General features: G+C 56.8%; 21 protein-coding genes, 4 tRNA genes and 1 other RNA gene. 22 read left to right on the forward strand and 4 right to left on the reverse strand.

All coding sequences use genetic code 11. The annotated features are described in order from the left end of the window. The first annotated feature begins 3 nt into the window (after nt 1-3). The 16 genes from wzzE to BY447_RS11310 all read left to right on the forward strand — a co-directional run bounded on the left by wzzE (nt 4) and on the right by BY447_RS11310 (nt 12,434). The gene (gene wzzE, locus BY447_RS11235) at nt 4-1,077 is read left to right on the forward strand and encodes an ECA polysaccharide chain length modulation protein (RefSeq protein WP_323859504.1); all 1,074 of its coding nucleotides are present in this window, start codon (nt 4-6) and stop codon (nt 1,075-1,077) included. A 10-nt stretch (nt 1,078-1,087) separates the two neighbouring features. Then, a complete protein-coding gene (gene wecB / locus BY447_RS11240) occupies nt 1,088-2,218 on the forward strand; it encodes a non-hydrolyzing UDP-N-acetylglucosamine 2-epimerase (protein WP_041457283.1) in 1,131 nt (376 codons plus the stop codon). Beyond that, nucleotides 2,215-3,474: a UDP-N-acetyl-D-mannosamine dehydrogenase gene (gene wecC, locus BY447_RS11245; protein WP_095706406.1), complete on the forward strand. Its 1,260-nt coding sequence runs from the start codon at nt 2,215-2,217 to the stop codon at nt 3,472-3,474. The genes wecB and wecC overlap by 4 nt, the downstream gene beginning before the upstream one ends. Beyond that, nucleotides 3,471-4,541, forward strand: a complete 1,071-nt coding sequence (gene rffG / locus BY447_RS11250; protein ID WP_110331150.1) for a dTDP-glucose 4,6-dehydratase — start codon at nt 3,471-3,473, stop codon at nt 4,539-4,541. Before wecC ends, rffG begins: the two co-directional genes overlap by 4 nt. A gap of 19 nt (nt 4,542-4,560) precedes the next feature. Further along, complete coding sequence (gene rfbA / locus BY447_RS11255) at nt 4,561-5,442, forward strand: glucose-1-phosphate thymidylyltransferase RfbA (protein ID WP_008926428.1); 882 nt, start codon at nt 4,561-4,563, stop codon at nt 5,440-5,442. Then, nucleotides 5,420-6,127, forward strand: a complete 708-nt coding sequence (gene rffC / locus BY447_RS11260) for a dTDP-4-amino-4,6-dideoxy-D-galactose acyltransferase (protein ID WP_095706405.1) — start codon at nt 5,420-5,422, stop codon at nt 6,125-6,127. Before rfbA ends, rffC begins: the two co-directional genes overlap by 23 nt. Then, nucleotides 6,114-7,244: a dTDP-4-amino-4,6-dideoxygalactose transaminase gene (rffA, locus tag BY447_RS11265; RefSeq protein ID WP_110331151.1), complete on the forward strand. Its 1,131-nt coding sequence runs from the start codon at nt 6,114-6,116 to the stop codon at nt 7,242-7,244. The genes rffC and rffA overlap by 14 nt, the downstream gene beginning before the upstream one ends. Beyond that, nucleotides 7,244-8,494 (forward strand): lipid III flippase WzxE, encoded by a 1,251-nt coding sequence (gene wzxE / locus BY447_RS11270; RefSeq protein ID WP_033784418.1) that lies wholly within the window; start codon nt 7,244-7,246, stop codon nt 8,492-8,494. Before rffA ends, wzxE begins: the two co-directional genes overlap by 1 nt. After that, nucleotides 8,491-9,558, forward strand: coding sequence for a TDP-N-acetylfucosamine:lipid II N-acetylfucosaminyltransferase (locus BY447_RS11275; RefSeq protein WP_110331152.1), 1,068 nt, complete (start codon nt 8,491-8,493; stop codon nt 9,556-9,558). Before wzxE ends, BY447_RS11275 begins: the two co-directional genes overlap by 4 nt. Beyond that, complete coding sequence (wzyE, locus tag BY447_RS11280) at nt 9,555-10,898, forward strand: ECA oligosaccharide polymerase (RefSeq protein ID WP_110331153.1); 1,344 nt, start codon at nt 9,555-9,557, stop codon at nt 10,896-10,898. The genes BY447_RS11275 and wzyE overlap by 4 nt, the downstream gene beginning before the upstream one ends. A gap of 25 nt (nt 10,899-10,923) precedes the next feature. Continuing rightward, on the forward strand, nt 10,924-11,664 hold the full coding sequence (gene wecG / locus BY447_RS11285; protein WP_110331154.1) for a lipopolysaccharide N-acetylmannosaminouronosyltransferase: 741 nt from the start codon (nt 10,924-10,926) through the stop codon (nt 11,662-11,664). Nucleotides 11,665-11,822: 158 nt separating this feature from the next. Continuing rightward, nucleotides 11,823-11,899, forward strand: a tRNA-Arg gene (locus BY447_RS11290). A gap of 98 nt (nt 11,900-11,997) precedes the next feature. Beyond that, nucleotides 11,998-12,073, forward strand: a tRNA-His gene (locus tag BY447_RS11295). 16 nt (nt 12,074-12,089) lie between these two features. Next, a tRNA-Leu gene (locus BY447_RS11300) sits at nt 12,090-12,176 on the forward strand. A 20-nt stretch (nt 12,177-12,196) separates the two neighbouring features. After that, nucleotides 12,197-12,273, forward strand: a tRNA-Pro gene (locus BY447_RS11305). A gap of 31 nt (nt 12,274-12,304) precedes the next feature. Beyond that, nucleotides 12,305-12,434, forward strand: a non-coding RNA gene (locus tag BY447_RS11310) — RtT sRNA. Nucleotides 12,435-13,297: 863 nt separating this feature from the next. Here the strand turns inward: BY447_RS11310 and hemY are convergent. From hemY to hemC, 4 genes are read right to left on the reverse strand one after another with little or no spacing between them, the layout of a single operon-like run. Next, a complete protein-coding gene (gene hemY, locus BY447_RS11315; protein ID WP_110331155.1) occupies nt 13,298-14,494 on the reverse strand; it encodes a protoheme IX biogenesis protein HemY in 1,197 nt (398 codons plus the stop codon). A 2-nt stretch (nt 14,495-14,496) separates the two neighbouring features. After that, nucleotides 14,497-15,630 carry a uroporphyrinogen-III C-methyltransferase gene (gene hemX, locus BY447_RS11320; protein WP_013359682.1) on the reverse strand — a complete coding sequence of 378 codons (1,134 nt, stop codon included), beginning with the start codon at nt 15,628-15,630 and terminating at the stop codon, nt 14,497-14,499. 25 nt (nt 15,631-15,655) lie between these two features. Next, nucleotides 15,656-16,384: a uroporphyrinogen-III synthase gene (gene hemD / locus BY447_RS11325; protein WP_110331156.1), complete on the reverse strand. Its 729-nt coding sequence runs from the start codon at nt 16,382-16,384 to the stop codon at nt 15,656-15,658. Continuing rightward, a complete protein-coding gene (gene hemC, locus BY447_RS11330) occupies nt 16,381-17,322 on the reverse strand; it encodes a hydroxymethylbilane synthase (protein ID WP_110331932.1) in 942 nt (313 codons plus the stop codon). Before hemC ends, hemD begins: the two co-directional genes overlap by 4 nt. A gap of 318 nt (nt 17,323-17,640) precedes the next feature. Between hemC and BY447_RS11335 the strand changes: the two genes are divergently transcribed. The 6 genes from BY447_RS11335 to yigB all read left to right on the forward strand — a co-directional run bounded on the left by BY447_RS11335 (nt 17,641) and on the right by yigB (nt 23,716). Continuing rightward, nucleotides 17,641-20,199, forward strand: a complete 2,559-nt coding sequence (locus BY447_RS11335) for a class I adenylate cyclase (RefSeq protein WP_041457156.1) — start codon at nt 17,641-17,643, stop codon at nt 20,197-20,199. A gap of 147 nt (nt 20,200-20,346) precedes the next feature. Continuing rightward, nucleotides 20,347-20,547, forward strand: a complete 201-nt coding sequence (lptM, locus tag BY447_RS11340) for an LPS translocon maturation chaperone LptM (protein WP_013359686.1) — start codon at nt 20,347-20,349, stop codon at nt 20,545-20,547. A gap of 28 nt (nt 20,548-20,575) precedes the next feature. Next, the gene (gene dapF / locus BY447_RS11345) at nt 20,576-21,400 is read left to right on the forward strand and encodes a diaminopimelate epimerase (protein ID WP_033734938.1); all 825 of its coding nucleotides are present in this window, start codon (nt 20,576-20,578) and stop codon (nt 21,398-21,400) included. After that, a complete protein-coding gene (locus tag BY447_RS11350; protein WP_013359688.1) occupies nt 21,397-22,101 on the forward strand; it encodes a DUF484 domain-containing protein in 705 nt (234 codons plus the stop codon). Before dapF ends, BY447_RS11350 begins: the two co-directional genes overlap by 4 nt. Continuing rightward, nucleotides 22,098-23,003: a tyrosine recombinase XerC gene (gene xerC, locus BY447_RS11355; protein WP_033784424.1), complete on the forward strand. Its 906-nt coding sequence runs from the start codon at nt 22,098-22,100 to the stop codon at nt 23,001-23,003. Before BY447_RS11350 ends, xerC begins: the two co-directional genes overlap by 4 nt. Then, nucleotides 23,000-23,716 (forward strand): 5-amino-6-(5-phospho-D-ribitylamino)uracil phosphatase YigB, encoded by a 717-nt coding sequence (gene yigB / locus BY447_RS11360; RefSeq protein ID WP_110331157.1) that lies wholly within the window; start codon nt 23,000-23,002, stop codon nt 23,714-23,716. Before xerC ends, yigB begins: the two co-directional genes overlap by 4 nt. Nucleotides 23,717-23,854: the final 138 nt, after the last annotated feature.

The raw sequence follows: 23,854 nt of genomic DNA on the forward strand, positions 1-23,854 counted from the left end.
CCGATGCTGAAAAAGGATACCTCTGCCATGCCTGCTGACGTTGTGGACAACGAACTGGATATTCGCGGCCTGAGCTGCCGTTTATGGCGTGGCAAACGCTGGATTGTCGGGCTGGCGCTGCTGTTTGCTCTGATCGCCTGGCTGGCGACGCTGCTATTGAAACAGGTCTGGAGCACCACGGCGATCACCGATCGCCCGACGGTGAACATGCTGGGCTCTTACTATGCGCAGCAGCAGTTCCTGACCAATCTGGATGTGCGCAACAATGCCCTGACGCTGGCTGCACCGTCACCGACGGTGATGGATCAGGTTTATCAGGAGTTCACCATGCAGCTTGCCTCCTGGGATACGCGTCGGGAGTTCTGGCAGCAAACGGATTACTACAAGAACCGTAAAACCGGCAATGCGCATAACGATGCCGCGCTGCTCGACGATTTGATCGGCAACATCCTGTTCACGCCCGCAGACGCAGCACATAACCTGCCCGATAACGTCAAACTTAAAGCGGAAACAGCAGGCGACGCTAACAATCTGCTGCGGCAGTACATCGCTTACGCCAGTGAGCGCGCCGCGCGTCATCTGAATGATGAGTTAAAAGGGGCCTGGCGGGCGCGTACCGATCAGTTGCAGGCGCAGGTAAAACGTCAGGAAGATGTGGCTAATGCGGTATTCCAGCGCCAGCAGCATCGGCTGGAGCAGGCGCTGAAGATTGCCAGCCAGCAGGGCATCAACGAGAAACAGACGCGCGAAGCGGGTGAGAACCTGGCAGACAGCGACCTGTTCCTGCTGGGCCAGCCCGTTCTGCAGGGACAGCTGGATACCCTGCGCGCCACCGGTCCGGAATTTGATATCAGCTATGATCAGAACAGAGCAATGCTGACCACGCTGCAGACCGGGCCAAAACTGAACAGCCAGTTCCAGACCTACCGTTATCTGCGTACGCCGGAAGAGCCGGTATCACGTGACAGTCCGCGACGTCTGTTCATGATGATTATGTGGGGTGCCGTTGGGGCATTAACAGGCGCGGGAGTGGCGCTGGCACGTCGTCCGCGTCTGATGTCAGACGCGCATGATTGAGAGAAACAGTGTGAAAGTTCTGACCGTATTTGGTACTCGTCCGGAAGCGATTAAAATGGCGCCGCTGGTGCAGGCGCTGTCGCAGGATCCCGCTTTTGAATCGCGACTGTGCGTGACCGCTCAGCATCGCGAAATGCTCGATCAGGTGCTGCGTCTGTTCAAGCTGGAGCCGGACTATGATCTCAATATTATGCGTCCTGAACAGGGGCTGACCGAGATCACCTGCCGCATTTTAGAGGGCATGAAAACCGTCCTGCTCGACTTCAGACCGGATATCGTGCTGGTGCATGGTGATACCACCACGACGCTGGCGGCGAGTCTGGCGGCTTTTTATCAGCAAATCCCCGTCGGGCATGTGGAGGCAGGTCTGCGTACCGGCGATCTCGCCTCGCCGTGGCCGGAAGAGGGTAACCGTAAGCTCACTGGCCATCTTGCCCGCCTGCACTTCACGCCTACCACCCGCTCGCGTCAGAACCTGTTGCAGGAGAATCTGCCCGATGCGCGCATCGTCGTCACCGGTAATACGGTCATTGATGCACTGCTGTGGGTTCGCGATCGGGTGCTGGACGACAGTAATCTGAACGCACAACTGGCGGCGCGCTATCCGTTTCTCGACCCGGACAAGAAACTGGTACTGGTTACCGGCCACCGGCGTGAAAGCTTTGGCGGCGGTTTTGAACGTATTTGCAGCGCGCTGGCGCAGATTGCCCGCCAGCATCCCGAGGCGCAGATTGTCTATCCGGTACATCTCAATCCCAATGTCAGCGAGCCGGTTAACCGGATACTCAGCGGCATTGAGAATATCATTCTGATTGAACCGCAGGAGTACCTGCCTTTTGTCTGGCTGATGAACCGCGCCTGGCTGATCCTTACCGATTCCGGCGGCATCCAGGAGGAAGCGCCTTCACTGGGCAAGCCGGTGCTGGTGATGCGCGACACCACCGAGCGTCCTGAAGCCGTCGATGCCGGAACCGTCAGACTGGTGGGAACCGATATCGCCAGAATCGTAGCCAGCGTCAGCGAATTGCTGAGTGACGACGCTGCCTGGCAGGCGATGAGCCATGCCCATAATCCGTATGGCGATGGCAAAGCCTGTGGTCGTATTTTACAAGCCTTAAAAGATAACCGAGCCGAATTATGAGTTTTGAAACCATCTCCGTGATTGGACTGGGATACATTGGGCTGCCGACGGCAGCCGTTTTTGCCTCAAAGGGAAAAAAAGTGGTGGGCGTGGATATCAACGCGCGCGCCGTAGAAACCATCAATCGTGGCGCGATCCACATTGTGGAACCCGATTTAGATCAGGTGGTGCATGCGGCCGTGACGCGTGGCGACCTGCGCGCCACCACGCAGCCTGAAGCCGCTGACGCTTTTTTGATCGCCGTACCGACGCCATTCAAAGATGATCATCAGCCCGACCTGCGCTTTGTGAAAGCCGCGGCGGAGTCGATCGCGCCGGTTCTTAAAAAGGGCGATCTGGTGATTCTGGAATCGACCTCGCCGGTGGGCAGCACTGAACAGATGGCCGACTGGCTGGCTGCGGCGCGTCCCGACCTGCGTTTTCCGCAGCACGCTGAGACGCCCGATATTTTTGTCGCCTACTGCCCGGAGCGCGTGCTGCCCGGCCAGGTGATGGTTGAGCTGATTAACAATGACCGGGTGATTGGCGGCATGACGCCTGCCTGTTCCGCCCGCGCCAGCGAGCTTTATCGGCTGTTTTTAAAAGGCGAATGCGTTGAAACCAACGCCCGTACAGCCGAGATGTGCAAGCTGACCGAAAACAGCTTCCGTGACGTGAATATCGCCTTTGCCAATGAGCTGTCGCTGATTTGTGCCGACCAGGGAATTAACGTCTGGGAGCTGATTGCGCTGGCGAATCGCCATCCGCGCGTCAACATTCTGCAGCCGGGTCCGGGCGTTGGGGGGCACTGTATCGCCGTCGATCCCTGGTTTATCGTGGCGCAGAATCCCGAATTAGCTCGCCTGATCCGCACCGCGCGCGAGGTGAATGACGCCAAGCCACAGTGGGTGCTGGACCAGGTGAAAACCGCGCTGGCGGACTGCCTGACCCAGACCGGCAAGCGCGCCAGCGATATCACCATCGCCTGCTTTGGCCTGGCCTTTAAACCCAATATCGACGACCTGCGCGAAAGCCCGGCGGTGGGCGTGGCCCAGAAGATTGCCGAATGGCACAGCGGCACCACCTGGGTGGTTGAACCGCACATTGAGCAGCTTGCTGACTCGCTGGCTGACAAAGCAGAGCTGGTCTCCTGCGAGCAGGCGCTGGCACAGGCCGATATTCTGGTGATGCTGGTCGATCACCGCGCCTTCCGCGCCATTGATGCCGCCGACGTTCAGCAGAACTGGATTGTCGACACCAAAGGTGTCTGGCGATGAAGCGCTTTCTGATTACGGGCGGTGCCGGTTTTATCGGCTCGGCTCTGGTGCGCTTTCTGATCGCAGAAACCAGACATCAGGTGGTGGTGGTCGATAAACTCAGCTATGCCGGAAATCTGGCGTCACTCGCCAGCGTGGCCGATTCGCCCCGCTTCTGTTTTGAGCAGGTCGACATCTGTGATCGTGCGGCGCTTGATCAGGTTTTTGCCCGTCATCAGCCAGACTGCGTGATGCATCTTGCGGCTGAAAGTCATGTTGATCGCTCGATTGATGGACCGGTGGCCTTTATTGAGACCAATATTGTCGGGACTTATCAGTTGCTGGAAGCCGCGCGTTTTTACTGGCAAAACCTGGATGTCGCGCGCAAGACGGCTTTTCTGTTTCACCATATCTCGACCGATGAAGTGTTTGGCGATCTGCATGACAGCCAGGCTTACTTCACCGAAACCACCCCTTATGCGCCAAGCAGTCCTTACGCCGCCTCTAAGGCCAGCAGCGACCATTTAGTACGGGCCTGGCTGCGAACCTACGGTCTGCCCACGCTGGTTACCAACTGCTCGAACAACTACGGTCCCTGCCATTTCCCGGAGAAGCTGATCCCGCTGACCATCATCAATGCGCTGGCTGGTAAAGCCTTGCCGGTTTACGGCAACGGCCAGCAGATTCGTGACTGGCTTTACGTTGAAGATCACGCTCGCGCACTCTATCAGGTGGTCAGTCAGGGCAAGCCAGGCGAGACCTATAATATTGGCGGCCATAACGAGCGCCGCAATATTGAGGTAGTCGAAACCATCTGCAGCCTGCTTGAAGAGCTGGCCGCAGAACAGAAACCTGCCGGGCTGGCGCATTATCGCGACCTGATTACCTATGTCACTGACCGGCCCGGTCACGATCAGCGCTACGCCATCGATGCCAGTAAAATTGCGCATGAACTTGGCTGGGTGCCGCAGGAAACCTTTGAAAGCGGCATGCGTAAAACCGTGGCATGGTATCTGGCTAATCCCGCCTGGTGGCAGGCCATTCTGGATGGTCGCTATCAGGGCGAACGCCTCGGCTTATCGCAATAAACCCGCGTAAGGAGCAGTGATGAAAGGCATCATTTTAGCGGGAGGCTCGGGCACGCGGTTACACCCGATAACCCGGGCAGTATCAAAGCAACTTCTGCCGGTCTACGACAAACCGATGATCTACTATCCGCTTTCCGTGCTGATGCTGGCGGGGATTCGCGACATTCTGTTGATCACCACGCCGGAAGATCGGGCACAGTTTGAACGCCTGCTGGGTGATGGCAGTGAATTTGGGATACGCCTGAGCTATGCGGTGCAGCCCAGTCCTGATGGGCTGGCGCAGGCCTTTATCATTGGCGAATCTTTTATCGGCGATGACAATTGCTGCCTGGTGCTGGGTGACAATCTCTATTTCGGTCAGGGCTTCAGTCCCAAGCTGCGGAAAGTCGTCGAACAGAATCGTGGCGCAACGGTGTTCGGCTATCAGGTTATGGACCCGGAGCGTTTCGGTGTGGTGGAGTTTGACGATAACTTCAAAGCGATATCGATTGAAGAGAAGCCCCAGCAGCCCAAATCGCGCTGGGCGGTCACCGGACTCTATTTCTATGACAACCAGGTTATCGAATTCGCAAAACAGGTTAAGCCCTCTTCGCGGGGCGAGCTGGAAATTACCGCCATTAACCAGATGTATCTGGAGCGCGGTGAGCTGACGGTCGAACTGCTGGGACGCGGCTTTGCCTGGCTTGATACTGGCACCCACGACAGCCTGGTGGAAGCCAGCATGTTTGTGCAGACGGTGGAAAAACGTCAGGGCTTTAAAATTGCCTGCCTGGAAGAGATCGCCTGGCGTAACAGCTGGCTCAGTGATGACCAGCTGCGTGCTGCCGGTGAAGCGCTGACAAAAACCGGCTACGGCCAATACCTGCTGGATTTATTACATGCCCGTCCACGTCAGTATTAATCCCCTTAGCTGGGAAAGTGCATTCTTCGGTGTTGAGACCGTGCGGCTGGAGCCGGAAGGTGACATTCCGCTGGAGCAGGCGCTGCGTCATCCCTGTGCGCTGATGCAGATGAAAGTTGCGGCCAGCGAGACGGCGCTGATTGATACACTGCAGCAGCATCAGTTTCAGCTGGCAGAAGGCGAGGCGGACCTGGCGCTGGCGGTTAACGAGACGGAACGGCAGGCGGGGATTCGCATTGCGCGCGAAGCACAAATTCCGCAGCTGCGTGATGCAGCGTCACAGCTCTTCAGCCAGAGTCGTTTTCGCGCGCCCTGGTATGCACCAGACGCCAGCGGCCGTTTTTATGCGCAGTGGATTGAGAATGCGGTGCGCGGAACGTTTGACGATCAATGCCTGGTGGCCAGTGATGCCACCGGCCAGCTGCAGGGTTTTGTGTCGCTGCGCGCAGTGGACGGCGATGCCCGCATTGGCCTGCTGGGCGTGCTGCCTGACGCGCAGGGCCAGGGGCTGGGTCAGCGACTGCTGCTGGCAGCGGCGGACTGGGCGCGGGTAAGACAGCTGGCTCAGCTTCGGGTGGCTACCCAGCTCAGTAATCTCACGGCGATGCGCCTCTATTTACGCAGCGGTGCCCGGCTCGACAGCACCGCCTACTGGTTCTACAGGAAAGGTCATGATTCCATTTAATGCGCCCCCGATTGTGGGCACAGAAATTGAGTATATGCAGTCGGCAATGAACAGCGGCAAGCTGTGCGGTGACGGCGGATTTACCCGTCGCTGTCAGCAGTGGATGGAGCAGCGTTTTGGCAGCAAAAAAGTGCTGCTGACGCCCTCCTGCACCGCTTCGCTGGAGATGGCGGCGCTGTTAATCGATCTGCAGCCCGGCGATGAGGTGATCATGCCGAGCTACACCTTTGTCTCAACCGCCAACGCCTTTGTGCTGCGCGGCGCGCGCATCGTGTTTGTCGATGTGCGCCCGGATACCATGAACATTGACGAAACGCTGATCGAAGCGGCCATCACTAAAAAAACCCGCGCCATTGTGCCGGTCCATTACGCAGGCGTGGCCTGTGAAATGGATACCATTATGGCGCTGGCGGCAAAACATAAGCTGTTTGTGATTGAAGATGCGGCGCAGGGCGTGATGTCACGCTACAAAGGTCGCGCGCTGGGCACCATCGGTCATATTGGCTGCTTCAGTTTCCACGAAACCAAGAACTACACCGCCGGTGGCGAAGGTGGCGCGACATTGATCAACGACGCCAGCCTGGTCGAGCGCGCCGAGATCGTGCGGGAAAAAGGCACCAACCGCAGCCAGTTCTTCCGGGGTCAGGTCGATAAATATACCTGGCGTGACATGGGATCGAGCTACCTGATGGCCGATCTGCAGGCCGCCTATCTCTGGGCGCAACTGGAAGCCGCTGAGCGCATCAACCAGCAGCGGTTACGCATCTGGCAGCGTTATTATGACGCACTCCAGCCGCTGGCGGCTCAGGGACGCATCAGCCTGCCGGTGATCCCCGAAAGCTGTGAACACAATGCGCACATGTTCTACATCAAACTGCGCGATCAGGACGATCGCCAGGCGCTGATCAACTGGATGAAAGAAGCCGAGATACTGACGGTGTTCCACTATATTCCGCTGCACAGTTCACCTGCCGGTGAGCGTTTCTCGCAATTTGTCGGCGACGACCGCTTTACCACGCTGGAAAGTGAACGCCTGCTGCGCCTGCCGCTGTTTTATAACCTGTCGGATAATAATCAGAGCACGGTTATCAGCTCACTGCTGAGCTTCTTTTCCTGATGTCATTAGCCAGAGCCTCAGTATGGACCGCATCGTCCACGCTGATAAAAATTGTGTCTGGTTTGCTGGTGGTCAAACTGCTGGCGGTCAGCTTCGGCCCCGAAGGTGTCGGCCAGGCGGGTAACTTCCGTCAGTTGATCACCGTACTGGGTGTGCTGGCGGGCGCAGGCATCTTCAACGGCGTCACCACCTATGTGGCGCAGTATCAGCAGCAGCCCGGACAACTCCGGGCGATGGTGGGCACGGCATCGGCTATGGTGCTGGGCTTTTCCGGCGTACTGGCGCTGCTGTTTCTGCTGGCGGCGGCACCCATCAGCACCGCGCTGTTTGGTCACGACCGCTATCAGGGCGTCATCCGCGTCGTCGCTTTTCTTCAGCTCGGCATCGCCTGGGCCAACTTTACCCTGGCGCTTCTGAAGGGGTATCGCGACGCGCGAGGTAATGCGCTGGCGCTGATTCTCGGCAGTCTGACTGGCGTGGCAGGCTATCTGCTCTGCTGGTGGCTGGGCGGCTATCAGGGCGCATTGATCGGCCTGGCGCTGGTGCCGGCTTTGTTGCTGCTGCCTGCGCTACTGATGCTGAAACGCCGCGCGCCGCTGCCGCTAAGCTGGCTGCGGCCACAGTGGCACCCTGAGCTGGCGCGTAATCTGGCAAAATATACCCTGATGGCGCTAATCACGGCCGTGACCCTGCCGGTTGCCTGGGTAATGATGCGTAACCTGCTGGCAGAGCAGGAGGGCTGGGCGCAGGTCGGATTGTGGCAGGGCGTCACCAGCATTTCCGATGCCTACCTGCAGTTTATCACCGCAACGTTTAGCGTCTGGCTGCTGCCGACGCTGGCGCGGCTCGACAACAAACGCGACATCGCGCGTGAGATTGGCCGTGCATTGCGCTTTGTCCTGCCCGCCGTGGCGGTTGCCAGCTTTGGCGTCTGGGTACTGCGCGATTTCGCCATCAGCCTGCTGTTCTCTGAGGCTTTTCGCGGAATGCGCGATCTCTTTGTCTGGCAGCTGTGCGGCGATGTTTTTAAAGTCGGAGCTTATGTTTTCGGATATCTGGTTATCGCCAAAGCCTCGCTGCGCTTTTATGTTCTGACTGAGATCAGCCAGTTTCTGTTGCTGACCCTGTTCTCACGCTGGCTGATCCCGTTACATGGCGCGACGGGTGCGGCGCAGGCCTATATGTTTACCTATATGGCTTACTTTGCCCTGTGTTGTGGCGCTTTCATTGTTTACTGCCGGAAAAAATGACTTTAATTCACGTTTTGGGATCGGATATTCCCCACCACAACCTTACGGTGCTGCGCTTTTTCAACGACGTACTCAGCGTTGAGCAGCCTGTGGCTTCGCCACGCCATTTTATGGTGGTGACGCAGCAGCCGGAGAGCCTGGCTCCGTTCAGTGCGTTACAGATCGAGTGTTTCGCCAGCAAGAAAGCGCTGGCGCAGGCGGTACTGCAGCGAGCCAGGAATCGGCAGCAGCGTTTTTTCTGTCACGGTCAGTTTAACCCGTGGATCTGGCTGGCATTACTTAGCGGTAAACTGCGCCGTTCACAGCTGTTCTGGCATGTCTGGGGCGCCGATCTCTATGAAGATTCGCGCAGCCTGAAGTTCCGCCTGTTCTATCTGGTGCGCCGGATAGCACAGGGACGGGTTGCGCAGGTTTTTGCGACCCGTGGTGACCTGCATCACTATCAGCAGCGCCATCGCCATGTGCCCGGTTCACTGCTCTATTTCCCGACCAGAATGCCAGATGCTGCCGTTGAGTCGGCGCCGTCAGAGCCGTTTACGCTGCTGCTGGGCAATTCGGGCGATCCGAGTAATCGGCACATCGAAGGCTTAAAGGCGATTCACGCACAGTTTGGCGAGCAGGTGCGCATCGAAGTCCCATTAGGTTATCCGCCAGGCAATGAGGCATATATCAGCCAGGTTCAGGCCGCAGCAGAGACGCTGTTCCCGAACGGGCAGGTTCATCTGCTGCGTGAAAATCTGGCGTTTGATGATTATTTAGTCCTGCTGGCGCGCTGCCATGTCGGTTATTTTATGTTTGAACGCCAGCAGGGGGTGGGAACACTCTGCCTGCTGATCCAGGCCAGCGTGCCGTTTGTTCTGACCCGCAAAAATCCATTCTGGCGTGATGTGGCAGAGCAGCAGCTTCCGGTACTGTTCAGCGAAGATACGCTGTCGCCTGCAGTCATCGCCGAGGCACGCCGGCAGCTGATGCGCTGTGATAAACAGGCTACCGCCTTCTTTGCGCCCGGTTATCTGGCAGGCTGGCGTACAGCGTTACAGCTTAGCGAAGGGGAGTTGTCATGAGTCTTATGCAGTTTGGCGGCCTGCTGGTGGTCTATCTGCTGTCGCTGGTGTTTATTCTGACCCTGACCTGGCGGGAGTTTAAGCGCGTTCGTTTTAACTTCCATCTGTTCTTTACGCTGCTGTTTCTGCTGACCTTTTACTTCGGCTTCCCGCTGACCTCCGTGCTGGTGTTTCGTTTTAATGTGGACGTAATGCCGGTTGAGAATCTGCTGGAGGCGCTACTGTCGGCCACGGCGTTTTACGCCATTTATTACGTCAGCTATAAAGTGCGGCTGAAACCGGCGGGTGCGCCGCCGGCGAAGCCCTGGCTGCAGATGAACCGGGTTGAAACCCACCTGACCTGTGTGATTCTGGCGCTGGTCGCGCTGGGTACCGTGACGGTGTTCTTCATTCACAACGGTTTTCTGCTGTTCCGCCTGACCGCCTATAACCAGATTTTCTCCAGCGAAGTATCGGGCGTAGCGCTTAAGCGCTTCTTCTATTTCTTTATTCCGGCGATGCTGATCCCCTACTTTTTACGCCCGACGCGCCGTAACTGGCTGCTGTTCCTGGTGGTGACCGTGGCCTTTGGTTTACTGACTTACGCACTGGTGGGCGGAACCCGCGCCAATATCATTATTGCGTTTGCCCTGTTCCTGTTTATCGGGATTACCCGTGGCTGGATCACCCTGTGGATGCTGGCAACGGCGGGTGTGATGGCGATTGGGGGGATGTTCTGGCTGGCACTGCGCCGCTATAACCTCGACGTGATGGGCGATGAAGCGTTCTATACCTTCCTGTATCTGACGCGTGATACCTTCTCGCCGTGGGAGAATCTCGCCAGGTTGCTGGATAACTACGACAAAATTGAGTTTCAGGGGCTGGCACCTCTGTGGCGTGATTTCTACGTGTTTATTCCGACCTGGCTCTGGCCGGATCGACCGCTGGCGGTGTTGAACAGTGCCAACTACTTCACATGGGAAGTGCTGAATAACCATTCGGGCCTGGCGATTTCACCCACGCTGATCGGGTCGCTGGTGGTGATGGGCGGCGTCTGGGCCATTCCAGTTGGTGCTGTTGCGGTAGGAATGATTATTAAAGCCTTTGATGCGATCTATCAGCGTGGCTGCCTTGAGACGAACCGCTATACCGGTGCCATCCTGCAAAGCTTCTGTTTTGGCGCAGTGTTTAACATGATCGTACTGGCCCGCGAAGGTCTTGATGCGTTCGGCTCACGAGTAGTGTTTTTCTGCCTTATTTTTGCTGCCTGTCTGGGCATGGCTAAATTACTTTTCTGGTTACTGGATCGCGCAGGTTTGATTCGCGACCGCAGCAGGCGGGTGTTGCACAGCCCGCTCTGATTAACCTCTGGGATTGACGGAAGATATGACAACGTTAACTGAGACGCCGCAGTACCGTATTCGCGGCGTTGATTTGTATGGCTTCGAAAATATACCGTCGGCAGTGAATTTTCTGATGCCGCCGCAGAGCGTCCGCAGCGGTATTTTAGTGGCCATCAATGCGGAGAAGATCCTGACCGCTGAGCGGGATGAAGGATTGCGCGCGCTGTTAGCGCAGGCGGAATATGCGTATGCCGATGGCATCAGCATCGTGCGCTCGATTCGTAAAAAGTATCCGCAGGCGTCAGTGCAGCGCATTGCGGGTGCTGATTTATGGGAAGCGCTGATGGAACGCGCCGGGCGTGAAGGGACGCCGGTGTTTCTTATCGGCGGTCGCCAGCAGGTGCTGGATGAAACCTGCGATAAGCTACGTCGTCAGTGGAATGTAAATATTGTCGGTGCCCAGGATGGCTATTTTGCGCCAGCCGAGCAGGATGCGCTGTTTGCCCGGATTGCGGCCAGCGGTGCGAAGCTGGTGACCGTCGCGCTGGGCTCGCCACGTCAGGAGCTGCTGATGCTGGCGTGCCGTGCGTACTGGCCGGATGCCCTCTATATGGGCGTGGGCGGAACCTACGATGTTTTCACCGGCCATGTGAAGCGCGCGCCCAAAATCTGGCAGCGGCTGGGGCTGGAGTGGCTCTATCGTCTGATTCGGCAGCCGAGCCGCCTGCGCAGGCAATTAAAACTGCTTAAATATTTGCGCTATCACTGGCGCGGCGATCTCTGATATTGCTGATAAATGCCGCATTTTCAGGCATTACGAGAGTGGAAATGTACTATTTGTCGACGAAATGCACAAAGCGTAATCAAACGCGTCTTTTTATTTAAAAAGCACTAGACACGATGGGCGCTTATCTCTAGTATGCACATCCGCAACGGCGCTACGCGCCCGTAGCTCAGCTGGATAGAGCGCTGCCCTCCGGAGGCAGAGGTCTCAGGTTCGAATCCTGTCGGGCGCGCCATATCGTTTGTGCGCATGAGCTTCGGTGGTTGATTTACCGCGGTTGGCAGTAAAGATTTAAATGCTGCAGGTTTTAAACCTGTAACATTAAGAATAGTGGTGGCTATAGCTCAGTTGGTAGAGCCCTGGATTGTGATTCCAGTTGTCGTGGGTTCGAGTCCCATTAGCCACCCCAGATTTTGCTGGGAAACGCGAAGGTGGCGGAATTGGTAGACGCGCTAGCTTCAGGTGTTAGTGTCCTAACGGACGTGAGGGTTCAAGTCCCTCTCTTCGCACCAGGCAAAACAGTTAAAAAAATCGGCGAGTAGCGCAGCTTGGTAGCGCAACTGGTTTGGGACCAGTGGGTCGGAGGTTCGAATCCTCTCTCGCCGACCATTTTTAGAAACCTGTCTGAAAAGACAGGTTTTTTTTCGTCTGTAGAAAGAGGATGAGAACCGACAGAGGAGGTTTGAGTCGAGCGTAGCGAGACAACGTTGCTTCAGCAACGGCCCGCAGGGCGCTGCTCGCAGAGCAGTGTAATCCTCTCTCGCCGACCATTTTTAGAAACCTGTCTGAAAAGACAGGTTTTTTTTCGTCTGTAGAAAAGTGGGTGAGGACCTTTGCAGAGGGTTTAGGCAGGTACGGCGAGATAAGTTTGCTGTAAATCTGAGCCTGCGAAGGGAACACGGTCAGATCGGAAAGTCGCTTGAGCCATCCATGGCCGCTCGGCCCACGCGATTACGCACCTCATCCTTGAGGTGCGCCCGTATCCGGGCCAACGCTTGGCGTTGTTCAAAAACGCTCCCGGCGTTTTTTTCCGGGCGGTGGGACGCTTTCCTCCTCTGCCCGTGTTCCCTGCGCGTTGAGCTTCTTCATTGCTGCGGAATCACTCTGCCTTGATTTGGCCAATAGTCTAAGCAACGTCGTGAATCGCAGACAAATAAACCATTGTTATTGTTGAAATCACCGTAAGAATTACCTTGCTTTCTCCATCCAGAGACAGAGAAAATGCCAGCTGTCGCCTGATACCGACACTTCATGCCATATCCCGCTATGACCAGACTTATCGATCTGTTTAAGGCATTGATTTATAGTTATTTTAAAAATAAACCTTAACCTGGCACGGCTTGTGCAATACTTCTGCTGTAGATGCTCATTCCACCTCTTATGTTTGCTGATGCTACATAAACCTGGGAATGATGCAGAGCCAATTTTAGGTACCTGTTGTCTGCCTGCCTGTATCGCGAAAGCCTTACAGGGTTAACAGACACCACGTTGAGTCAGGTACCTCCCGGTTGTCTTACCGACCTGATCTTACACCTGCCAATGGCAGGTGTTTTTTTGCGTGTAAGAATAGGGCGGCAGATTGCGGGCACAAAAAAGCCGGGCAAGCCCGGCTTTAACCTGTATGACAACCGCATCAGACGTTGGGGTTATTCTTCAGCGTCAGCAGCAATCCTTCACGGCGCATCTTCGCGGCCTCTTCCGGACGATGCAGACGATCATAAACATCCGCCAGCCACGCATAATCGAACGCATCCGGACGCTGTGCCAGCGCCTGCTGCAGCGCATCGGCTGCCTGCTGCCATTCACCATGACGCATCAGCAACTGTCCCAGCGTACTGTGCAGCAACGGCGTTGCGCCATGCTGTTTGATCTGCTGGCGTAATGCTTTCTCCAGCGCTTCCGGATTACCGCTTTTGATGCGCGGCATCAGAAGCACCAGACGATCGTCATAATGACGCTTGAGGCCTTCCAGCACGATCGACTGTGCAGTGTCGTGATCGTTGCATTCAATCAGATGATCCGCCATTGCCACCTGCAGGGTCGTATCCTGACGGGTTTTGCGGCTCAGCGTGCTCCACCAGCGCTTCAGGCCATCACTGCCCTGATCGGCCATTGCCTGATTCATCAGACCCAGCCAGGCCTGCTGCTGTAACGCTTCACGATGCAGCTCATCACCGACCTGCGCCTTCTGCATAGCAGGCAGAATATCCAGCAATGCACTCCAGGCACCCGTACGGACGTACGCCTGTTCGGCCAGGCGCAGCACTTCAGGGTGACGCGGCGCCACTTCCAGCAGACGGTCAATGCTGTGCCGCGCCGCATGATCTTCGTTACGGGCCAGCTGAATACGAGCGCGGGCAATTTCAACCGGAATGGTATTGCTTTCGGACAGCTCAGCAGCACGTTCAAGGTGCTGATTAGCACGGATCTCATCGCCACGCTGCTGGGCGGCTTCCGCGGCCAGCAGGTAGTTCGCTACCGGTACATCGGCGTGATCGGCATCTTTAGACAGCAGTTTCTCCACCTGACGGTGATCGCCTTCTGCCAGCTTCATCAGCGCAGACTGAGTATGACGCTGGGCGCGACGGCGTTTACGGCCGGTAAACCAGCCGCGGGTACGCGCCCCGGTGTGCAGCACGCGGCGCAGCAGCCATTCCACCGCCAGAATCACCAGCAGGCTGATGATAAGGATAATCACCAGGCCGGTGACGCTGGTTTCGATATTCCAGTTATCAGTCTGAATCAGCACGTAGCCCTGATGACCGGCAATCATCGGTCCCAGCACCACGCCTGCAATCAGCAGGATAAAGAGGATAAATACCTTAAGCATGCTTAGCCTCCCTGCTGATTAGCAGCGGCAGACGGTTGCGCCAACAGGTTCCGCACGCGCGTCTGCATCAGCTGTTCCAGCAACGGCTGACTTTCCAGGTTATCCGGCAGATCCATGTTGATGTTCTGCTGGCTTAGCTCATCCAGCTGGGCAAGGAAGGCTTTGGTAGCGGCATCATTGGTGTCGTACCAGGCGCGAACCCAGGCGGACACGGTGTCGATAGATTGTTTATAAATCTCATCCTGATGACGCGGTACGGCCTGCGCAGCGATCAGCAGACGCGAGCGGATATTCTCACGCAGGTAAACATCCTGATTCGGAGCCAGCAGCGGCTGTGCGGTGTTATCGCGGCGGCGGATGGTAATAAAGTCATCCATAAAGTTATGCCAGCTTTTCACCAGATTCTGACGCCATTCGCGCACTGAACCTGAGAGTTCGCCGCCATCGCTGTCCATCGGCGCATCATCGCTGTCGTTGTCGGCCAGACGCAGATTATCAACGTTATTCGACAGCTGATTCAGTTTGAGGATCACGCCGTCGTAGTCGACCTGCGTAACGGAAGAGAGGTTGCTGATATCCTGGGTCAGCGCACGACGCACATTCATTACGCTGGGATCGTTCATGTCAGCCAGGCTGGCATCGGCGCTTTTCAGCAGTGCAGCGGCGGTAGTGACATCCTGATCGCTCCAGAGTTTGCGGCCAGCCAGTTTCACCAGATAGTCCGCCTGTGCCAGCAGCCAGCTGCGCACGTCGTTGCCAGAAATTACAGCCACTTTTTCACGCAGCGTTTCCAGCTCTTTTGCTGACGCGGTCTGCTGCTGCTGTGCCGTCTGCAGGGCAGTTTCAGCGCCACTCAGTTGCTGTGTCAGCTGCTGTTTATCGCTGCTGGCCTGCTGCTGCAACGCGCTTAACTGATCGCTCAGCTTCTGATTGGTTTGTGCCTGTAAATCAGCCTGATGTTTCCCGTTAAGGTATAAACCCGCACCTATCGCCAGCGCGATGACAATCGCAACTGCACCCAACACCATGCCACCATTTTTCGCATTACGCGGTGGTGTGCTGTTGCTGGAAGGAGAGCGGTCGACCGCTGGGGTGGTTTCTTCAACCATGGCGGAGGAGTCTTTTTGTTCCGTCATATGTGGCACATCCCATTGTTAAAGTTCAGCGTAACGTGCGCAGCAGCGCATCGTTATCGGCACCATCGGCTACCTGAATATCCTGCCAACCCAATCCTGCGGCCAGGGTAGCCAAACGTTCACTGACGACTATCAGTCGGCAGTTGAGCAGCCATTCCTCGCGATCAACCGCGGGGAATAGCGAAAAAAGCTGTTGTAACATTTCACCGCTGGTCACCACCAGCACAGAGACGCCGCGATCGCGCCAGCGGCGGCCTTCAACCGGCCCGTCATAATGCTTCTGGCAGCGCTGGTAGCAGGCAGCAAACGTTACCTCAGCACCTCGCCGGGTTAATGTCTCCGCCAGCAATTCGCGTCCAGGATCGCCACGCAGAATCAGCGCACGTTTACCGGCAACCTGCTGAAGCGTGTTTATCCTGATCAATTCCTCACTGGTTTCATGTGCATGAGGCCAGGTCACCTGCTGTCCGCTGACGGTGTGAAACGCCAGCGCGGTGCTGCGACCAATTGCATAATAGTCCAGCTCAGTGGGCCATGCTTTGATCGCGTGCTGAGCGTAGTGAATAACCTGCTGAGAAAGAATAAAGACGAGGTCGCCAGCACGAAGTCCGGCGAGCTTGTGAGGCAGGGAATCGAGGTCAGCGCCCGGTGCAAATTCGATTAGCGGCAGGCTCCACGCCTGTTTGCCAAGGGCATGCAGGCGTGACACCAGCTCTGCCGCTGCGGGTTCCGGGCGCGTCACCAGGATGGTCATGCCGGCGGCTGCCCCTGGTAGACCTCTTTCAGGATTTCACGCGCGCCGCCGTTCAGCAGCTCATCGGCCAGTGAAATGCCCATCTGTTCAGCCTGCGCGCGGGGGCCACGACGTTCTCCGCTGACCATCACCCGGCCATCGGGCGCGCCGACCATGCCGCGCAGCCAGAGCTCATCGCCTTCCAGCACCGCGAAGCTGCCGATGGGCACCTGACAGCCCCCCTCTAAGCGCGTATTCATGGCACGTTCTGCTCTGACACAGACTTCGGTGTCATCGTGATTCAGCGCCTGTAACAGGCTGATTAAGGTGGTGTCGTCCAGACGGCATTCAATGCCGACCGCACCCTGGCCCACGGCAGGCAGGGAAACGTCGGCAGGCAATGCCTGGCGAATGCGATCTTCCAGCCCCAGACGCTTCAGCCCGGCGACGGCAAGAATGATCGCGTCATACTCGCCGGCATCAAGTTTGCCGAGGCGGGTGCCGACGTTGCCACGCAGCGAGCGGATCACCAGATCCGGACGGCGCGCGCTAATCTGGCACTGACGACGCAGACTGGAGGTGCCGACAACGGCGCCCTGTGGCAGCGCATCAATGGAGTCATAATGATGAGAAACAAACGCATCGCGCGGATCGTCGCGCTCGCAGATGGTCACCAGGCCCAGACCTTCAGGGAAACTGACCGGCACATCTTTCATAGAGTGCACTGCCATATCGGCACGGCCATCCTGCATTGCCAGCTCAAGCTCTTTGACAAACAGCCCTTTGCCACCGACTTTTGCCAGCGGCGTATCAAGAATGATGTCACCTTTGGTGACCATAGGCACCAGCTCAACGCGCAGTCCCGGATGGGCACTCATGAGTCGTTGCTGTACATAATGTGCCTGCCATAATGCGAGCGGGCTTTGTCTTGTAGCAATTCTGAAAATTTTGTCTAACATGCTGTTAACCATTTTTATCGTTCACTGAATATCCTATCATCTCTGGGTGAATACTGTCAGTTTCAACGGATTGAAAACGGCCTGTGTGCGGTTTCAGGCCCGGTTTATCAAGCCATAGCGTGGCAACCCGTGCCGAAAAGGCGGGAAGCTGGTAAGAACGTGCTAAACTGTTAAGTAGCGCAACTTTCTTTACGGTCAATCTGCCGAGTGATAGATTGATCACGTTTCCAGCAATTATCTGCCCACTTTTTTACTTTTAATAAGCGGCAGAGCGTGGAAACAGGGTGCTTAAACACTGGGACAATCAGGCGAAACGTCTTGTACCTCTACATTGAGACACTGAAACAGAGACTGGATGCAATCAACCAGCTGCGCGTTGATCGTGCGCTGGCTGCCATGGGACCCGCTTTTCAGCGCGTCTACAGTCTGCTGCCAACCTTATTACATTATCAACATCCGCAGATGCCGGGTTACCTTGAAGGTAGCGTTCCACATGGCATCAGCTTCTTCACGCCTGATGAAAATCAACGCCAGCTGCTGGCCGACCTCACCGGCGACAGCGATCTGCGCCATGCCGATGCGCCGAAAGGTGAAATGCCGATCACCGCTATCTACTCTATGGGCAGCACCTCGTCTGTCGGCCAGAACAGCATCTCCGATCTTGATATCTGGGTCTGCCATCAATCCTGGCTCGATAATGAAGAGCGCCTGAATCTGCAGCGCAAATGCACGCTGTTGCAGAAGTGGTGCGTCTCAATGGGCGTGGAAGTCAGTTTCTTCCTGATTGACGAGAACCGCTTCCGTCACAACGAAAGCGGCAGCCTGGGCGGTGAAGATTGCGGTTCAACCCAGCACATTTTACTGCTGGATGAGTTTTACCGTACCGCGGTTCGTATGGCGGGCAAACGCATCCTGTGGAATATGGTGCCGGGCGAAGAAGAGCATCATTACGACGACTACGTGATGTCGCTGTATGCCAAAGGCGTGCTGACACCCAATGAGTGGCTTGACCTGGGCGGCCTGGGCACGCTGTCGGCGGAAGAGTATTTCGGTGCCAGCCTGTGGCAGCTCTATAAAAGTATCGACTCGCCTTATAAAGCCGTACTGAAAACGCTGCTGCTGGAAGCTTACAGCTGGGAATACCCGAACACGCAGCTGCTGGCGATGGATATCAAACAGCGCCTGCACGACGGCGAAATCATCTGCTTCGGACTTGATCCTTACTGCATGATGCTGGAGCGCGTTACGCACTACCTGACCAGCGTTGACGATCAGCCGCGCCTTGACCTGGTGCGTCGCTGCTTCTATCTCAAAGTGTGTGAAAAGCTCAGCACCGACGATCATCAGCAACGCACCGGCTGGCGTCGCGAGATCTTATCGCAGCTGGTGAAAGAGTGGGGCTGGAACGAAGAGAAGATCGCCATTCTGGACAACCGTGCCGGGTGGAAAATCGAGCGGGTGCGCGAAGCCCATAACGAATTGCTGGATGCGATGATGCAGAGTTATCGCAACCTGATCCGCTTTGCCCGTCGCAATAACTTAAGCGTCAGCGCCAGCCCGCAGGATATCGGTGTATTGACCCGTAAACTGTATGCCGCGTTTGAAGCGCTGCCGGGCAAAGTGACGCTGGTGAATCCACAGATTTCGCCCGATCTTTCTGAACCGAATCTGACCTTTATTCATGTGCCGCCTGGCCGCGCTAACCGTTCCGGCTGGTATCTCTATAACCAGGCACCAGACATGGATTCGATCATCAGCCATCAGCCGCTGGAATATAACCGCTACCTGAACAAGCTGGTGGCGTGGGCCTGGTTTAATGGTCTGCTGACCCGCAAAACCCGGCTGCATATTAAAGGCAATGAGACCTGCGATCTGGCGCGTCTTCAGGAACTGGTCAACGATGTTTCCAGCCATTTCCCGCTGCGTCTCCCTTCGCCGACGCCAAAAGCGCTCTACAGCCCGTGCGAAATCCGGCACCTCGCGATTATCGTTAACCTTGAGCACGATCCGACGGCGGCCTTCCGCAATCAGGTGGTGCACTTCGACTTCCGCAAACTGGATGTCTTTAGTTTTGGTCAGCAGCAGCAGTGCCTGATTGGCAGCATCGATCTGCTCTATCGCAACTCCTGGAATGAAGTGCGTACGCTGCACTTCAGCGGCGAACAGGCGATGATCGAAGGGCTGAAAACTATTCTCGGCAAGATGCATCAGGATGCCGCACCGCCGGATACGGTAGAAGTGTTCTGCTACAGCCAGCATCTGCGCGGGCTGATTCGCACGCGCGTCCAGCAGCTGGTCTCTGAATGCATTGAGCTGCGCCTCTCCAGCACGCGTCAGGAGCCGGGCCGCTTTAAAGCGCTGCGCATGGCGGGTGAGACCTGGGGTCTGTTCTTTGAACGCATGAGCGTCTCGGTGCAGAAGCTGGAAAACGCGGTAGAATTTTATGGCGCGATCTCCAATAACAAGCTGCATGGGTTGTCGATCAAAGTCGAAACGAATCAGACGCCGCTGCCACCGGTAGTGAACGGCTATGCCAGCGAAGGCATCATTCAGTTCTTCTTTGAAAACACCACGGATGAGCGCGGCTTCAACATCTATATCCTCGATGAGAGCAATCGGGTTGAGGTTTATCATCACTGTGAAGGCAGCAAAGAGGAGCTGGTGCGCGACGTCAGCCGCTTCTACTCCTCGTCACACGATCGCTTTACCTATGGCTCAAGCTTTATCAACTTCAACCTGCCGCAGTTCTACCAGATTGTGAACACCGGTGAGCGATTCCAGGTGATCCCGTTCCGGAGTCAGACGCTGACGCAGCTCTGTACAACGCAGCCTGACAACGACAACAGCGACTATCAACCGCGCTATCAGGTGCATTGATGCTGACGGGCTGCCTGCGCTCTGCAGGTGGCCGCTATCTTCCTGGCCTGTCACCCGGTTCACGCTATTTGCGGGGATTTCCTGTTGCTTTTCCACCTTCAACTGCGATGATAAGCATCCAGGTAAAGGACATTAAGAGCATAAAGAATGAAGAAAGTAATAAGCCTGTTGGCCATGACACTGGCAGTAATCAGCCTTGCAGGTTGTGGTCTGAAAGGACCGCTCTACTTCCCGCCGAAGGACCAGCCGAAGAAACAACAAGCCCCAACCGAACGCCAGAAAGCGGATGCCACTAAAGCCGATGTCGGCGGGCTGGTGACCGGCAATTCAGGCGTAAAAGCGAACTAATCTGATGGCTTATCCGGCGGAGCAAAAAATGCAGTTCTCCAAAATGCACGGTCTCGGCAACGATTTTATGGTTGTGGATGCGGTGACACAAAACGTCTTCTTTTCGCCGGAACTGATCCGCCGGCTGGCCGATCGTCATCTGGGGATCGGTTTCGATCAGCTGCTGATTGTTGAACCGCCTTACGATCCCGATCTCGATTTTCACTATCGCATTTTCAACGCTGACGGCAGTGAAGTGGCCCAGTGCGGTAACGGTGCGCGCTGTTTTGCCCGCTTTGTTCAGCTGAAAGGGCTGACCAACAAAAGCGATATCCGGGTCAGTACCCAGAATGGCCGCATGGTCCTCACCGTGACGCCTGATGACCACGTGCGCGTGAACATGGGTGAGCCCAACTTTGAGCCTCAGCAGGTGCCGTTCCGCGCTAACAAAGCTGAAAATCTCTATCTGCTGCGCGTGGCCGAACAGACGGTGATGCTGGGTGCGGTGTCGATGGGAAATCCTCACTGCGTCATCCAGGTTGAAAGTGTTAAAACCGCGCAGGTTGAACTGCTTGGCCCGATTCTGGAGAGCCACGAGCGCTTCCCGGATCGCGTCAATGTCGGTTTTATGGAGATCATTAATCCCGAACATATCCGGCTGCGCGTCTACGAACGCGGAGCGGGTGAAACGCAGGCGTGCGGCAGCGGCGCCTGTGCTGCCGTTGCATGTGGCATTCAGCAGGGCATTCTGGCACCGAAAGTGCGTGTCGATCTGCCTGGCGGGACGCTGCATATCTCCTGGAAAGGCGCCGGTCAGCCGCTCTATATGACCGGGCCTGCGACACACGTCTACGATGGGTTTATTCATCTATGAAAAATATCGAAGAGCAGGCTGACAGTTCGGTTCTGCTGGACGATCAGGCCGTCAGTGATTATCTGCGGCAGAATCCCGATTTCTTCATCCGTAATGCCCGTGAAGTTGAACAGATGGCGGTGCCGCATCCGGTGCGCGGCAGTGTGTCCCTGGTCGAGTGGCATATGGCGCGGCAACGCAACCACATTCAGCGGCTGGAAGAAGAGATCACACTGCTGATGGAGCAGGCCAGCGCGAACCATGAGCTGTTTGACCGTTTGCTGTCGCTGGAAAGTCATCTGGCCGCGGCTGATTCGCTGCAGGATATGCTCAACCGTCTGCATCGCTGGGCGCGTGAGCTGGGCCTGGCGGGTGCCAATGTGCGGCTGTTCAGCGACAAATGGCTGCTGGGTGCCCCCTCCGATTTCTTCCAGCTGAGCCTGTCGCGTCAGGCGTTTGAGCCGCTGCGTATTCAGCGTTTCGGCAACCAGCACCACTATCTCGGTAATATCAATGGGCCGGAACTGCTGCTGCTGCTGCCACAGGCCAAAGCAATTGGTTCGGTTGCGATGTCGCTGATGGGCGAAGAGGGCGATCTCGGCGTGCTGGTGTTCAGCAGTCGTGACAGCCAGCACTATCAGTCGGGCATGGGGACGTTGCTGTTGCAGCATCTTTCACAGATGATGCCTGGCCTGCTTTCCCGCTGGGTTGAGCGCGCATGAGCAGCGCGCTGCAGGAGGCCGTCGACGGATTTCTGCGCTACCTGAAAGTGGAGCGCCAGCTGAGTCCGTTAACCCAGAGCAGCTATGCGCGCCAGCTTGCCGCGCTGGTGGCAATTGCGGATGAGATGAAGCTCGGCAGCTGGGCACAGCTGGAACCGGCGCAGGTGCGTAGCATGGCGGCGCGCAGCCGTCGCGCCGGACTCTCAGCCAGCAGCCTCGCGCTGCGCCTCTCCGCCCTGCGCAGTTTTCTCGACTGGCAGGTAAGCCAGGGTTTGCTCTCCGCTAATCCGGCCAAAGGGGTGATGACGCCGCGTAAAGCGCGCCATCTGCCTAAGAATATCGATGTGGATGAAGTGAATCAGCTGCTGGAGATCGACCTTAACGATCCGCTGGCGGTGCGCGATCGCGCGATGCTGGAAGTGATGTATGGCGGCGGGCTGCGTCTCTCCGAGCTGGTGAATATGGATTGCCGCCACGTCGACCTCGATTCCGGCGAAGTGTGGGTCGTGGGCAAGGGCAGCAAAGAGCGCCGGGTGCCGATTGGCCGCACGGCGGTCACCTGGATCCAGCACTGGCTGCCGCTGCGTGAAACCTTCGGCGGCCAGGATGATGCGCTGTTCCTGTCGACGCGCGGCAACCGCATCTCGCCCCGTAACGTGCAGAAACGCTTTGCCGAATGGGGCGTCAGACAGGGTGTGGCGAGCCATATCCATCCGCATAAGCTGCGGCACTCTTTTGCCACGCATCTGCTGGAATCCAGCGGCGACCTGCGCGCCGTACAGGAGTTGCTGGGGCATGCGAACCTCTCGACGACCCAGATCTATACCCATCTCGACTTCCAGCATCTGGCTTCGGTGTATGACGCTGCGCATCCCCGCGCCAAACGAGGAAAGAACGAATGAAGTTTTATCGTCCGCTATCGGCCATTAAAGCCATGACCTTCGACCTTGATGACACGCTCTACGATAACTACCCGGTGATCCGTCGCACCACGCTGGAGTCTCACGCCGCTTTGCAGGCTTTTCATCCGGCGCTGCGTGACTTCACGCCGCAGAATTATCAGCAGTTGCGCGATGAATTGCTGCAGCGTGAGCCAGAAATCTATCATGACGTTTCAGAGTGGCGACGCCGTTCGGTAGAGCTGGCGATGCTCAATATCGGCCTCTCTGCTGCGGAAGCGACCGCGGGCGCGGCAGGGGTCATGGCGGTGTTCCATCAGTGGCGGAGTCAGGTCGAGATGCCGGATGAGACGCATCAGACGCTGAAGGCGCTGGCGGAAAAAATCCCGCTGGTGGCAGTCACCAACGGCAACGCCAGCCCGGAAAAAATGGGCATCGCTGAATACTTTCAGTTCACGCTGCGGGCCGGACCTGACGGGCGCGCCAAGCCGTGGCAGGATATGTATCAGCTTGCCGCGCAACGCCTTGATATCGCGCCACAACACATTCTGCATGTGGGCGACGACCTGACTACCGATGTCGCCGGCTCACTGCGCTGCGGCATGCAGGCCTGCTGGATTAACCTGCGACAGGGTAACCTGATGCATATCCCGGATGCGCGCCTGTTGCCGCATGTCGAAATTTCGCGGTTGGCATCACTCACCTCACTGCTATAATGGCTGTAAATTTATCCAGTCGTCTCCTCTTCTCTGCTTTGCCGCCGTCCCTTATCCGGCATCTGTGTCGCCGCCTGACTGGCCGTGACACTGCCTTGCGGCAGGCGGAATAAACAACGCGGCGACGGCGTTTTTCTC

The sequence above is a fragment of the Pantoea sp. JKS000250 genome, assembly GCF_003201065.1.
Classification (GTDB): Bacteria; Pseudomonadota; Gammaproteobacteria; order Enterobacterales; family Enterobacteriaceae; genus Pantoea; species Pantoea vagans.

Coding starts and splice junctions, on each gene's coding strand:
- hemC (WP_110331932.1), bottom strand. CDS start 17,322: ATGTTAGACAAAATTTTCAGAATTGCTACAAGACAAAGCCCGCTCGCA.
- rffA (WP_110331151.1), top strand. CDS start 6,114: ATGATTCCATTTAATGCGCCCCCGATTGTGGGCACAGAAATTGAGTAT.
- wzxE (WP_033784418.1), top strand. CDS start 7,244: ATGTCATTAGCCAGAGCCTCAGTATGGACCGCATCGTCCACGCTGATA.
- wecC (WP_095706406.1), top strand. CDS start 2,215: ATGAGTTTTGAAACCATCTCCGTGATTGGACTGGGATACATTGGGCTG.
- rfbA (WP_008926428.1), top strand. CDS start 4,561: ATGAAAGGCATCATTTTAGCGGGAGGCTCGGGCACGCGGTTACACCCG.
- yigB (WP_110331157.1), top strand. CDS start 23,000: ATGAAGTTTTATCGTCCGCTATCGGCCATTAAAGCCATGACCTTCGAC.
- rffC (WP_095706405.1), top strand. CDS start 5,420: ATGCCCGTCCACGTCAGTATTAATCCCCTTAGCTGGGAAAGTGCATTC.
- BY447_RS11275 (WP_110331152.1), top strand. CDS start 8,491: ATGACTTTAATTCACGTTTTGGGATCGGATATTCCCCACCACAACCTT.
- hemX (WP_013359682.1), bottom strand. CDS start 15,630: ATGACGGAACAAAAAGACTCCTCCGCCATGGTTGAAGAAACCACCCCA.
- dapF (WP_033734938.1), top strand. CDS start 20,576: ATGCAGTTCTCCAAAATGCACGGTCTCGGCAACGATTTTATGGTTGTG.
- wzyE (WP_110331153.1), top strand. CDS start 9,555: ATGAGTCTTATGCAGTTTGGCGGCCTGCTGGTGGTCTATCTGCTGTCG.
- rffG (WP_110331150.1), top strand. CDS start 3,471: ATGAAGCGCTTTCTGATTACGGGCGGTGCCGGTTTTATCGGCTCGGCT.
- wzzE (WP_323859504.1), top strand. CDS start 4: ATGCTGAAAAAGGATACCTCTGCCATGCCTGCTGACGTTGTGGACAAC.
- hemD (WP_110331156.1), bottom strand. CDS start 16,384: ATGACCATCCTGGTGACGCGCCCGGAACCCGCAGCGGCAGAGCTGGTG.
- wecG (WP_110331154.1), top strand. CDS start 10,924: ATGACAACGTTAACTGAGACGCCGCAGTACCGTATTCGCGGCGTTGAT.
- xerC (WP_033784424.1), top strand. CDS start 22,098: ATGAGCAGCGCGCTGCAGGAGGCCGTCGACGGATTTCTGCGCTACCTG.
- hemY (WP_110331155.1), bottom strand. CDS start 14,494: ATGCTTAAGGTATTTATCCTCTTTATCCTGCTGATTGCAGGCGTGGTG.
- BY447_RS11350 (WP_013359688.1), top strand. CDS start 21,397: ATGAAAAATATCGAAGAGCAGGCTGACAGTTCGGTTCTGCTGGACGAT.
- lptM (WP_013359686.1), top strand. CDS start 20,347: ATGAAGAAAGTAATAAGCCTGTTGGCCATGACACTGGCAGTAATCAGC.